General features: G+C 62.9%; 11 protein-coding genes. 1 reads left to right on the top strand and 10 read right to left on the bottom strand.

From position 1 onward, the window contains the following. The 10 genes from VGH41_RS18210 to urtA all read right to left on the bottom strand — a co-directional run. On the bottom strand, positions 1-1,076 hold a 1,076-nt coding region (locus tag VGH41_RS18210; protein ID WP_331598913.1), incomplete at its 3' end, for an urease subunit alpha. A 103-nt stretch (positions 1,077-1,179) separates the two neighbouring features. Further along, on the bottom strand, positions 1,180-1,485 hold the full coding sequence (locus tag VGH41_RS18205) for an urease subunit beta (protein WP_331598912.1): 306 nt from the start codon (positions 1,483-1,485) through the stop codon (positions 1,180-1,182). 19 nt (positions 1,486-1,504) lie between these two features. Further along, positions 1,505-1,807, bottom strand: coding sequence for an urease subunit gamma (gene ureA, locus VGH41_RS18200; protein WP_017773123.1), 303 nt, complete (start codon positions 1,805-1,807; stop codon positions 1,505-1,507). A 94-nt stretch (positions 1,808-1,901) separates the two neighbouring features. Continuing rightward, entirely contained in the window at positions 1,902-2,705 is an 804-nt protein-coding gene (locus tag VGH41_RS18195; RefSeq protein WP_331598911.1) for a transporter substrate-binding domain-containing protein, read from the bottom strand. 183 nt (positions 2,706-2,888) lie between these two features. Beyond that, the gene (locus VGH41_RS18190) at positions 2,889-3,770 is read right to left on the bottom strand and encodes an urease accessory protein UreD (protein ID WP_331598910.1); all 882 of its coding nucleotides are present in this window, start codon (positions 3,768-3,770) and stop codon (positions 2,889-2,891) included. An 80-nt stretch (positions 3,771-3,850) separates the two neighbouring features. Further along, positions 3,851-4,543 (bottom strand): urea ABC transporter ATP-binding subunit UrtE, encoded by a 693-nt coding sequence (urtE, locus tag VGH41_RS18185; RefSeq protein WP_331598909.1) that lies wholly within the window; start codon positions 4,541-4,543, stop codon positions 3,851-3,853. A gap of 708 nt (positions 4,544-5,251) precedes the next feature. Next, complete coding sequence (gene urtD / locus VGH41_RS18180) at positions 5,252-6,115, bottom strand: urea ABC transporter ATP-binding protein UrtD (RefSeq protein WP_331598908.1); 864 nt, start codon at positions 6,113-6,115, stop codon at positions 5,252-5,254. After that, positions 6,112-7,296, bottom strand: a complete 1,185-nt coding sequence (gene urtC, locus VGH41_RS18175; RefSeq protein ID WP_331598907.1) for an urea ABC transporter permease subunit UrtC — start codon at positions 7,294-7,296, stop codon at positions 6,112-6,114. Before urtC ends, urtD begins: the two co-directional genes overlap by 4 nt. Before the next feature lies 1 nt (position 7,297). Continuing rightward, positions 7,298-8,923: an urea ABC transporter permease subunit UrtB gene (urtB, locus tag VGH41_RS18170; RefSeq protein ID WP_331598914.1), complete on the bottom strand. Its 1,626-nt coding sequence runs from the start codon at positions 8,921-8,923 to the stop codon at positions 7,298-7,300. Positions 8,924-9,054: 131 nt separating this feature from the next. Further along, positions 9,055-10,353, bottom strand: coding sequence for an urea ABC transporter substrate-binding protein (urtA, locus tag VGH41_RS18165; protein WP_331598906.1), 1,299 nt, complete (start codon positions 10,351-10,353; stop codon positions 9,055-9,057). Positions 10,354-10,718: 365 nt separating this feature from the next. On the opposite strand from urtA, the gene VGH41_RS18160 reads away from it, so the two are divergent. Then, positions 10,719-12,053, top strand: a complete 1,335-nt coding sequence (locus VGH41_RS18160) for an aspartate aminotransferase family protein (protein WP_331598905.1) — start codon at positions 10,719-10,721, stop codon at positions 12,051-12,053. Positions 12,054-12,097 lie beyond the last annotated feature (44 nt).

The raw sequence follows: 12,097 nt of genomic DNA, 5'->3' as shown, positions 1-12,097 counted from the left end.
GACAGCATCGACAGCGCGCCGAGGTCGTGCAGGATATCTTCGGCCGCAATCGTCTCGCGGCGAATGCGCGACTCGGCAAACGCGATATCTTCCGCAATCGACGGATCCAGGTGGTGGCACACCATCAGCATGTCGAGGTGCTCTTCGAGCGTGTTGACGGTGTACGGACGCGTCGGGTTAGTGGACGAGGGCAACACGTTCGCCTCGCCGCACACCTTGATGATGTCCGGCGCATGGCCGCCACCCGCGCCTTCGGTGTGATACGTGTGGATCGTGCGGCCCTTGAAGGCCGCGACGGTCGCTTCCACGAAACCGGCTTCGTTCAGTGTGTCCGTATGGATGGCGACCTGGGTGTCGGTGTCGTCGGCGACGCACAGGCAGTTGTCGATCGCCGCAGGTGTCGTCCCCCAGTCTTCGTGCAGCTTCAGACCGATCGCGCCCGCGGCGATCTGTTCGAGAGCCGGCTCGGGTTGGCTCACGTTGCCCTTGCCGAGGAAGCCGAGATTCATCGGATAACCGTCGGCGGCCTGCAGCATGCGTTCGAGGTGCCACGGACCCGGCGTGCAGGTCGTCGCGTTGGTGCCGGTGGCCGGACCGGTGCCGCCGCCGAGCATCGTGGTTACGCCGCTCGCAAGGGCTTCTTCAATCTGCTGCGGGCTGATGAAGTGAATGTGCGAATCGATGCCGCCCGCCGTCACGATCAAGCCTTCACCGGCAATCACCTCGGTGGCTGCGCCAATCGCAATCGTCACACCAGGCTGGATATCCGGATTGCCCGCCTTGCCGATTGCCGCGATGCGGCCGTTCTTGATGCCGATATCCGCCTTGACGATGCCCCAGTGATCGAGGATCACCGCATTCGTCACGACCGTGTCGACCACCTCGGCATGCACGCGCTGCGACTGGCCCATGCCGTCGCGGATCACCTTGCCGCCGCCGAACTTCACTTCTTCGCCGTAGGTCGTGTAGTCGCGCTCGATTTCTATCAGCAAATCGGTGTCGGCGAGGCGCACGCGATCGCCGGTCGTGGGGCCGAACATTTCCGCATACGCGCGGCGGCCAATACGTAATGTCATGGTAGGGAGTCCGGAAAGTGGCGAAGGCAACGAAAAGGGCTACGGGTGCGTGCGCAAGGTTTGCTGACGGAACACAGGCTGCGCGTCAACGTGGCCAGAGCGATCAAAGCGGACCCATCACCTTGCTGTTGAAGCCGTAGACGACGCGGTTGCCTGCCAGTTCGACCAGTTCGACCGTGCGCTCCTGGCCGGGCTCGAAGCGCACGGCCGTGCCTGCCGCAATGTTCAGCCGGAAACCGCGCGCCGCTTCGCGATCGAAGGTCAGCGCCGGATTCACCTCGTAAAAATGGTAGTGCGAGCCGATCTGCACCGGACGGTCGCCGGTGTTCGACACGGTAAGCGTAACGGTTGCGCGGCCCGCGTTCAGTTCGTGCTCGCCGTCGTCGGTGAGGATTTCGCCGGGAATCATGAGGGGCTCCGGGGCGTGATCAAGGAATGGGATGATGGACGGTCACGAGTTTCGTGCCGTCAGGGAAGGTCGCTTCCACCTGAATGTCCGGAATCATTTCCGGCACGCCTTCCATCACGTCGTCACGCGTGAGCAAGGTGGTGCCGTAGTGCATGACTTCGGCGACCGTCTTGCCGTCGCGCGCCGCTTCCATCAGCGCTGCCGAAATGAACGCGACCGCTTCCGGGTAGTTCAGTTTCAGGCCGCGCGCGCGACGGCGTTCGGCCAGCAACGCGGCGGTGAAGATCAGGAGCTTGTCCTTCTCGCGGGGTGTCAGCTTCATTGGATGTATGCGTAGGGTTGTGCCCGTTTTAGGCAGGCCATGCGTCGGGGATGCGGTTAGCCTACAACGATATCAAGCTGAAGTAACGCGCTGCTTACAAAGTAGCCGGCAGGGGCGCGCCGAACCACTTTTTCGACATCGTGTTGAGCGTGCCGTCCTGCTTCGCCTGCGCAATGGCGGCGTTGACCTTCGCGAGCAGGCGCCCTTCGTTCTTGTTCAAGCCGACGAAGCAAGGCGAATCCTTGATGACGAACTTCGGCTCCGGACGGCGCGGCGGATTCCTCGCATTGATCGCACCGGCGACGATATTGCCGGCGGCAATCAACTGCACCTGGCCGGACAGGAACGCGGCGATGGTGGCGTTATTGTCTTCGAAGCGTTTGATGCTGGCGTTCGGCGCCATCTGGGTGAGGGCAACTTCTTCGAGCGCGCCGCGCGTCGCGCCGACGGTCTTGCCGGTGAGATCGGCGGGGCCTGCGACCTTGATGTCGGCCGGGCCGAACACGCCTTGATAGTACGGCGCGTAGGCGCTCGAAAAGTCGATCACCTTCTCGCGCTCCGGCGTCTTGCCGAGCGACGAGATCACCAGATCCACCTTGTTGGTCTGCAGATAAGGAATGCGGTTTGCGCTGTTGACCGGCACCAGTTCGAGCTTCACGTTGAGCGACCTGGCCAGCATGGCCGCAGTGTCGATGTCGTAGCCTTGCGGCTTCATGTCGGGGCCGACCGAACCGAACGGCGGATAGTCCTCCGGCACGGCTACTTTCAGCACGCCCGTCTTGACGATGTTATCGAGCGCGTCCGCATGGGCGGCGGGCGCGTTCAGCGCAAGGACCGGCGCGAGCAGCAGGGCGGCGAGCCAGGCGCGGCGCGCGTGGCGAAGAGGCGGTCGGGTCATGATCGAATCAGCGGTGGTGGGCAAGCCTGGCGGTCGCCGTGAGGCCGGCAACTTCGTGGCGCATGCTGGAGCAAGCTATGTGCCATCACGGTGCAGCGGGCGTGAGCGGCGAGACTCAGGGAAATCTGCACCGTGATGGCGCGCGGGGATGCGCCGATTTGGTGCCGATCGCGAGGCGCGGCTTCAGGTGGTCCAGAGCCGTAACGGGACCGCTTCGACGCCATGCACGAGCGGGCGCAATTGCAGCCAGCATTGCGTCAGCGCGCGTTGCAGCGACTCCATCGAACGGGACACGGCGCGCACCAGCAGGACCCCAGGCGTGATGCACGACGCGGCCGCGCGAAGCGTGTCGTCGAATGGCAGTTGAGCGGTGAGTGTTTCGGCGAGCGTGTCGTCGCAGGCGGGGCCGACTGCCCACAGCGTGCCGTAGGCGGGAAAACCGGCAAGGCCTTGTGGCGCGTCGCGCAGTGGATCGGCCGCGCTGAGATTGGCGCGTTCGAGCCACAGCAATTGGCCGGCGGGACCGACGATGCGCGAGACGGCGCGCAGCGTGCCCGCGGACCAGCGTTCGCCGGCCGCTTGCCGGCCGAGTTGCGTGGCCTCCCAGCCGAGCGCGGTGGCGCCTTCGGCCAGCGTCAGGGTGAAATCGAGGGTGGCGTTGGCGTGATCGAAGACGATGTTGTTTTGCGGCAGCCAGTCGAGCTTTGCATGGGCGCCCACGCGTATCTCGGTGTGCTGCAGCGCGGCACGTCCATTCGACTTGTACCACTTGGTGGCGCCGGGCGTGGTGATGACGCCGTGCGTGCCTGGATCGAGCGAGACGTCGATTTCGAGCCGGTCACCCCCGGCGATGCCGCCCGGCGGATGCACGATCACCGCGTGACAGATTTGCGGCCCTTCCGGATACAAGGGCCGCTGTATGCGCAACGGGCCTTCGTGCAAACGATGCGCGAGCGTCGTGCGTTCGCCGTGTCTGGCGAAGCCGAGTTCGAGCCGGGCGCGCCACTGCGCGTGCGCGCCGGGTTGCGCGGTGGCGAGCGTGGCGTGGTTTTCGTGAAGCGACATGCTGGATGTGGGAGTGGGGGCGCGGTGCGGCGAGAATAGCATGTACGTACCGCGCTATTGCATCGCCGCTGCAGTGTGTATCAAACGGCGATCAACTCGCGCACACCGTCGGCATCCATATTGGCGCCTTCGCCGCCGGCGACGACTTCACCGCGGCTCATGACCCAGTAGTGATCGGCGATGGCTTTGGCGAAGTCGTAGTACTGCTCGACGAGCAGGACGGTGAGGCCCATTTCCTCGACGAGTTGACGCAGCGTGCGGCCGATATCCTGAATGATGGAAGGCTGGATACCTTCGGTGGGTTCGTCGAGGATGAGGAGTTGCGGGTCGCTCATGAGCGCGCGGCCGATGGCGAGTTGTTGCTGCTGTCCACCGGACAGATCGCCGCCGCGGCGGCTGCGCATGTCCTTGAGGACGGGGAAGAGTTCGTAGATACGGTCGGGGATTCTGGAGGGGGCTTTTTTGCTGGCGGCGCCGACCATGAGGTTTTCTTCCACCGTGAGGCGGGGGAAGATATCGCGGCCTTGGGGGACGTAGCCCAGGCCTTCGGCTACGCGGGCATAGGTGGGCAGTCTGGTCAGTTGCGTGCCGCGCCAGGAGATGGAGCCGCTCTTCGCGGGGACCGTACCCATCAGGCAACGCAGCAGGGTTGTTTTGCCTACGCCGTTGCGGCCTAGCAGCACGGTGAGTTTTCCCGCCGGGACGGTTAGCTTTACATCGCGGAGGATGTGGCTGCCGCCGTAGTACTGGTTTAAGGATTGGACTTCTAGCATCTTGGTGTTCCTGTTTGGGTCTTTTGTTGCCTGCGGCGCGTTTGGTGGTTTGCCTACGGTGCTGGCCTTTCCTTGCATTCTTGTCGGTCTATTAGCTTCGCCCCTGTGCGGGGCAGCACTCACTTTCTTTGCCGCCGCAAAGAAAGTAAGCAAAGAAAGCGGGCTTCCAACCGCCAGCCAGTAGGTGTCCATCTCTATCGTGAACCGGAAACGGCCCAACACGAGATGCGCCCTCGCACAGCAGCCGTCGTGACACAGCACTCATTCGCTCCAGCGTTCGCTACGCGCCCGCCGTCAGGCACAACTCCTTCTGCACATTCTTTGGGAACCTAAGGATTCAGAAAAATCAGTAACTGCAGCTAACCCATGTTCCCGGTTTCCCATGCAAACCCCTCCGCGACGCACGTAGTGCGGAGTGGGGTGGATGATGGCTTTGTCACTGGTGGTGGTTGTGTGAGGGACGATCTCGTTTCGGACCGATGTCGGGTGGGTGGCTGGGGGAGACACCTACGAGCTGGCGGTTGGAAGCCCGCTTTCTTTGCTTACTTTCTTTGCGGCGGCAAAGAGAGTGAGTGCTGCCCCGCACAGGGGCGAAGCTAATAGACCGCTAAGAAAGCAAGGAAAGGCCAAGGCCATAAGCGAACCACCAAACACCAAACCCGAACCACCAAACAGCAACACCCCAAAAGCGCCGCAGGCAAAAAAAACTTACCGCCCCAGATAAGACTCAACAACAGTCTCATCCCTCTTAACCTCATCCAGCGTGCCATGCGCAAGAACCCGACCTTCAGCCATGACAGTCACCTTCCCGGCGTCGCCAGACAAAGCAGCCACAAACTCCATATCATGCTCAACAACCATCATCGAACAAGTCCCCCGCAAGTGATTCAGCAACTCCGCCAGCTGCATGGTCTCATCATCCGTCATGCCAGCCGCGGGCTCATCAAGCAGGAGCAGCGCCGGCTGCTGCATCAGCAGCATGCCAATCTCCAACCGTTGCTTCTGCCCATGAGAAAGCTCTCCCGCTAACCTCCGGGCCTCGCTCTCCAGCCGGATCAAAGACAACGTCTCCTCGATCCGCGCTTGCGCCGAACGATCGAGCCGGGCCCGCAAAGACGCCCACCATCCCTTGTCGACCTTCATCGCCAGTTCGAGATTCTCCCAAACCGGATGCTGCTCAAAGACCGTCGGCTTCTGAAACTTGCGCCCAATCCCGGCGCGCGCAATCGACGGCTCGTTCATGCGCGTCAGGTCAATCGTCTGCCCCAGAAATACCTTGCCGGTATCCGGCTCCGTCTTGCCGGTAATCACATCCATCATCGTCGTCTTGCCCGCGCCGTTCGGACCGATGATGCAGCGCAATTCGCCCGCATCGATCGACAGCGTCAACTTGTTCAACGCCCGAAAGCCATCGAAGCTGACCGTCACATCTTCAAGATAAAGAATCGTGCCGTGCGAAACATCGATCTCGCCCGGCGTCACCACGTGCCCCATGCCGGCCACGCCACTCAACGAGCGCTCCTCCGGCTCTTCGGGCAATGCAAGATCAGGCACCATCGGGTTTTCGTTCATGAGCGGTTCCTCTTGCGCAGCACGGCCTCGATCAGGCCCATGATGCCCTGCGGCAGCAGCAGCGGCACCAGCACGAAGATCAAGCCAAGAAAGAACAGCCAGTATTCAGGGAAATTCGCCGTGAAAAAGCTCTTCGCGCCGTTCACCGCGAACGCGCCGATGATCGGTCCGATCAAGGTGCCGCGTCCACCCACGGCCACCCAGATCGCCATTTCGATCGAGTTGCCCGGCGACATCTCGCCCGGATTGATAATGCCCACCTGCGGCACGTACAACGCGCCCGCAATGCCGCACAGGATCGCCGATACCGTCCAGATAAACAGTTTGTAGCCAAGCGGGCTGTAACCGAGGAACATCAATCGCGTTTCGCCGTCGCGTACACCCGTCACCACGCGACCCAGCTTCGAGGTCACGATAGCCCGCGCGCCGAGAAACGCCAGCACCAGCACCGCAAACGTAATCAGGAACAGGACGGTACGCGTGCCCGGATGCGTGATCGGAAAGCCGCCGATCCGTTTGAAATCGGTGAAGCCGTTGTTGCCGCCAAAACCGGTTTCGTTGCGGTAAAACAGCAGCATGGCGGCAAACGTCATGGCCTGCGTGATGATCGACAGATAGACGCCCTTCACCCGCGAGCGGAATGTGAAGAAGCCGAATACCCACGCCACCACGGCCGGCACCAGCACGACCAGCAGCAACGCATACCAGAGATGCTGGGTGCCCTCCCAGTACCACGGCAGTGCATGCCAGTTGAGGAACACCATGAAGTCGGGCAGGTCGCTTTGATAGACGCCTTCGTGACCGATCGAGCGCATCAGATACATGCCGATCGCGTAGCCGCCCAGCGCGAAGAACAACGCGTGACCGAGACTCAGGATGCCGCAGTAGCCCCACACCAGGTCGAGCGCCAACGCGCCGATCGCGTAGCACATGAATTTGCCCATCAGCGTCATCATGTACGCGGACAGGTGGAACGCACTCGATTCCGGCAGCACCAGCGCCGACAACGGCACACCCAGACCAATCGCGATGATCAGTGCAAGCAGCGCCATCCATGCGGGCCGTGACAGCAGCGCCGGACGCGGCGGCAGGCCCAGCGCAAAGCCGGCTTGCGCCGCGCGCTCGGCGCCCGGTGGCGCGCTCGCTGAAGCGACTGCGGCAGAGGAGGTTGCAGATGTCATCTCATGCCTCCGCGCTGCGGCCCTTCAAGGCAAACATGCCCTGCGGCCGCTTCTGGATGAACAGCACGATCAGCACCAGCACGGCGATCTTCGCGAGCACGGCACCCCAGAATGGTTCGATTGCCTTACTAATGAGGCCGAGGCCGAAGCCGCCGATCACCGTGCCGGCCAGCTGACCCACGCCGCCCAGCACCACGGCCATGAACGAATCGATGATGTAGCTCTGGCCAAGGTCAGGACCGACATTGCCGATCTGCGACAGCGCGCAGCCGCCCAGCCCCGCAATCCCCGCGCCAAATGCAAACGCATAGGAATCGACGCGGGCCGTTCGCACCCCTACGCACGCCGCCATCCGGCGATTCTGCGTGACGGCGCGCACGAACAGGCCCAGCCGCGTTTTCGTCAGCACCGCCCAGGCGATGCCGACTACGATCAGCGAGAACGCGAGAATCGCCAGCCGGTTGTACGGCAAGATCAGACTCGGCATCACCGTGACGCCGCCGCTCATCCAGGAAGGGTTTTCCACCTGCACGTTTTGTGCGCCGAAGATCATCCGCGTGGCCTGAATCAGGATCAGGCTGATGCCGAAAGTCGTCAGCAGCGTTTCGAGCGGCCGTCCATACAGATGCCTGAGTACGAGCCGCTCGATCACGATACCCACCAGCCCCGCCGCCACGAACGACGCGGGCACGGCCAGCAGCGGATACCAGTTGAATGCGCCGGGTGCATAGTGCTGAAACAGGTTCTGCACGACATACGTGGCGTACGCGCCGATCATCAGGAATTCGCCGTGCGCCATGTTGATGACGCCAATCAGGCCGTAGGTGATCGCCAGTCCCAGCGCGGCGAGCAGCAACACACTGCCCAGTGACAGCCCGGCGAACAGCGTGCCCGCAATCTGGCTGCGGCGCTGGATTGCATCGAGCTCGTCGATGCCGGCCTGAGCGGCTGCGCGCACCCGGTCGTCGCTTTCGACGAAGGTGCCATCCGGCTTTTTGGCCACGAGCGGGCGCAACAACTCGTTCATGTCCAGATCGTGGCGCGCGGCCACCAGCTTGACGGCTTCGAGGCGCGTGTTGGCGTCGCTGTTGTGCAGCGCGGTCATCGCCCACAACGTATCGAGGCGCTTCTTCAGGACCGGATCGGTTTCCTTCGCGCGCTGGGCGTCGATCAGCGGCTTCATCGAAGGATCGGGGTTTTGCAGCAGCGCGTTGATTGCCGCGCGGCGCGTTTCCAGATCAGGCGAGTCGAGTTGCGAGCCCGACAGCGCGCCCGCGACTTTCGAGCGCAGCAGATTGTTTAGCGTGACGGGCTGTGCGTCGCCGGCCGCGACGGTTTTGCCGGTGATTGCGTCGTGGGCCGTATCGCCGTCCTGAATCAGCACTTCACCTGAGTCGGTGGAAAGCGCGTTGTCCGCGGATAAAGCCTTGAGTAGCGCGGCGGACGCCGGATCGTGATTGGCGATCAGCTTGTCGATGGCCGCGGATTTTGCGTCGAAGTCGTCGCCGGCAAGCGGTGCCACGTCAGCCGGTGTCAGCGCGAACGCAGCAAGCGGCGCAATGGTGATGAGCGCGATACCGAGCGTGCCGATACCGCGTCGTGCGAGCCTCAGAATGGAAAACGCCATGATGCCCTTTGAAGAGTAACCGGCAAAGCGGTGCGGCATCGAACCCGCCTTGGGTGCCGCATCGTTTTGCCGCTATACAGGCAGAGAAATCGTCAGGGCGCACACGTAAGACGCGTGCGCCCTCTGTTACGTCAGGCCATCCGCGAGCGGCGCAGGAAAGCCGGGATCGAACTGACCACATCCGGCTTGCCCTGATTGCCGGCAATGAACGGGCTCCACGGTTGCGCGCGAATCGCCGTCTTGGTTCGCCATACCACGTTGAACTGGCCGTCGGCACGCACTTCGCCGATCATCACCGGCTTGTGCAGATGGTGATTGCCGTCCATCGTCAATACGAAGCCTGACGGGGCATTGAAGGTCTGGCCGATCATCGCGACGCGCACCTTGTCGACATCGGTGCTCTTCGCTTTTTCGACCGCCTGCTTCCACATATGGATGCCCACGAAGGTGGCTTCCATCGGGTCGTTGGTGACGCGCTTGTCGCCGCCCGGCAGGTTGTTGTCCTTGACCCATTTGGCGAACATGGCCTTGAATTTGGCATTCTCCGGATCGCGCAGCGACATGAAGTAATTCCATGCGGCAAGGTTGCCCACCAGCGGCTTGGTGTCGATGCCGCGCAGTTCTTCTTCGCCGACCGAGAACGCCACCACCGGTACGTCCGTCGCCTTCAAACCCTGGTTGCCGAGTTCCTTGTAGAACGGCACGTTCGAGTCGCCATTGACGGTCGAGATCACCGCGGTCTTGCCGCCTTGCGAGAACGTCTTGATGTTCGCCACGATGGTCTGATAGTCGCTGTGGCCGAACGGCGTGTAGACCTCCTGAATATCGGCTTCCTGGACACCTTTCGACTGCAGGAAAGCGCGCAGGATCTTGTTGGTGGTGCGCGGATAAACGTAGTCCGTGCCAAGCAGGAAGAAGCGCTTGGCGCCGCCGCCTTCGGCGCTCATCAGGTATTCGGTGGCCGGGATGGCCTGCTGGTTCGGCGCGGCGCCCGTATAGAACACGTTGCGCGACATTTCCTCGCCTTCGTACTGCACCGGATAGAACAGGAGACCGTTCAGTTCCTCGAACACCGGCAGCACCGACTTGCGCGACACCGAAGTCCAGCAACCGAATACGACCGCGCACTTGTCTTGCGTGAGCAACTGGCGCGCCTTTTCAGCGAACAGCGGCCAGTTCGAAGCCGGATCGACCACCACCGGCTCAATCTGCCTTCCCATCACGCCGCCGCTCTTGTTGATTTCCGAAATGGTCATCAACGCGGTGTCCTTCAGTGAGGTCTCCGAGATCGCCATCGTGCCGGACAGCGAATGCAGAATGCCCACCTTGATCGGCCCGCTGCCCGACTGCGCATTCGCAAACGGACTCTGGCCGGCGAGCGCCAATGCTCCAGACATGGATCCGAGCTTCAACAGACTGCGACGTTTCATTTGCTACCCCTTTGCCATTGGATGATGCGTGTGTTTTATGGGCGTCGATTCCAGCCATCAAGGCTGTCCTGCATGGTTTGCCAGACCACTACTGCAAGGCACATGCCAAGCGGCGGATCCGACGCGGACGGGGCGCGGCGCGCGCCGTCAGGCGCTTGGGCAGCGTGAGTACCGCTCCCGTTGCTATGCGGGATGGGCGCAAAACTGGTGCAACCGGGCGGACGGCGCTTCGTTGCGGTGCGTGCCGCGCTGCAACGAGGCGTGTCCATCCGCCAGCGAGCGGCGACGGTGCATGGGCGCAGCCCCTTTGTGCATGGGAGCGATGCTGTCTACACTAAAAGACCACCCCTACAAGGAGACCCGACATGAATGAGCGCGCTACGAACGTCAGCCCACCGGATATGGCCGCGTTCTGGATGCCCTTCACCGCGAACCGCCAGTTCAAGAGCGCGCCCCGGCTGCTGGCGAGCGCGAAAGGGATGTACTACACGTCCCACGACGGGCGGCGCATTCTCGACGGCACGGCGGGTCTCTGGTGCGTCAACGCCGGCCACTGCCGCGACGAGATCGTGGCGGCAGTGCAGGCGCAGGCCGCCGAAATGGATTTCGCGCCGACCTTCCAGATGGGGCATCCGAAAGCCTTCGAGGCGGCCAGCAAGATCGCGCGGCACACGCCGGGTGATCTGCAGCACATCTTTTTTGTGAACTCGGGCTCGGAAGCGGTGGATACCGCGCTGAAGATCGCGCTCGCCTACCACCGCTCGCGCGGCGAAGGCCAGCGCACGCGGCTGATCGGGCGCGAGCGCGGGTATCACGGCGTGGGCTTCGGCGGCATTTCGGTGGGCGGCATCGCGCCGAACCGGAAGGCGTTTTCGGGCGGTCTGCTGCCTTCCGTCGACCATCTGCCGCACACGCTCAACATCAAGGAGGCGGCTTTCTCAAAGGGGCAGCCCACGTGGGGCGCGCATCTGGCCGACGAACTGGAACGGCTCGTGACGCTGCACGATGCGTCGACGATCGCGGCGGTGATCGTCGAGCCGGTGGCCGGGTCGACGGGCGTGCTGATACCGCCTGCGGGGTATCTGCAACGCTTGCGCGAGATCTGCGACAAACACGGCATCCTGCTGATCTTCGACGAGGTGATTACCGGCTGGGGACGGCTCGGCGCGCCGTTCGCCGCGCAGTACTTCGGCGTCACACCCGACCTGCTGACGATGGCGAAGGGCACCAACAACGCCGCCGCGCCGATGGGCGCGGTTGCCGCGAGTGCACGCGTGCACGATTCGATCGTCAACGGCGCACCGGCCGGAATCGAGCTGTTTCACGGATACACCTATTCAGGACATCCGATTGCCGCGGCGGCGGCCTGTGCGACGATCGATCTGTACGAGCGTGAAGGTCTGTTCGAACGCGCCGCGCGGATGGCGCCGATCTTCGAGCGGGAGATTCACAAGCTGCGCGACGCGCGGCATGTGATCGATGTGCGCAATCTGGGTCTGGTAGGCGGCGTGGAGTTGGCCCCGCGCGATGGCGCACCGGGCACGCGCGCGTATGAGGTGTTCGTGCGCTGCTACGAGAAAGGTGTGCTCACACGCTATACCGGGGACATTCTGGCGTTCTCGCCGCCGCTGATTGTCGAAGAAGCGCAGATCGAGGAGATCTTCAGGACCGTGGGAGAGGTGTTGACGGAGACGGCCTGAGGCGCGGGAACGGCGTGAAATGTGGAGAGGCTGGCGGGGTTGCG

It is taken from the genome of Paraburkholderia sp. (assembly GCF_036488795.1).
Taxonomy (GTDB): Bacteria; Pseudomonadota; Gammaproteobacteria; order Burkholderiales; family Burkholderiaceae; genus Paraburkholderia.
This window is presented reverse-complemented; position numbering and strand designations above follow the sequence as displayed.

Coding starts and splice junctions, on each gene's coding strand:
- VGH41_RS18205 (WP_331598912.1), bottom strand. CDS start 1,485: ATGATTCCCGGCGAAATCCTCACCGACGACGGCGAGCACGAACTGAAC.
- ureA (WP_017773123.1), bottom strand. CDS start 1,807: ATGAAGCTGACACCCCGCGAGAAGGACAAGCTCCTGATCTTCACCGCC.
- VGH41_RS18195 (WP_331598911.1), bottom strand. CDS start 2,705: ATGACCCGACCGCCTCTTCGCCACGCGCGCCGCGCCTGGCTCGCCGCC.
- VGH41_RS18190 (WP_331598910.1), bottom strand. CDS start 3,770: ATGTCGCTTCACGAAAACCACGCCACGCTCGCCACCGCGCAACCCGGC.
- urtE (WP_331598909.1), bottom strand. CDS start 4,543: ATGCTAGAAGTCCAATCCTTAAACCAGTACTACGGCGGCAGCCACATC.
- urtD (WP_331598908.1), bottom strand. CDS start 6,115: ATGAACGAAAACCCGATGGTGCCTGATCTTGCATTGCCCGAAGAGCCG.
- urtC (WP_331598907.1), bottom strand. CDS start 7,296: ATGACATCTGCAACCTCCTCTGCCGCAGTCGCTTCAGCGAGCGCGCCA.
- urtB (WP_331598914.1), bottom strand. CDS start 8,923: ATGGCGTTTTCCATTCTGAGGCTCGCACGACGCGGTATCGGCACGCTC.
- urtA (WP_331598906.1), bottom strand. CDS start 10,353: ATGAAACGTCGCAGTCTGTTGAAGCTCGGATCCATGTCTGGAGCATTG.
- VGH41_RS18160 (WP_331598905.1), top strand. CDS start 10,719: ATGAATGAGCGCGCTACGAACGTCAGCCCACCGGATATGGCCGCGTTC.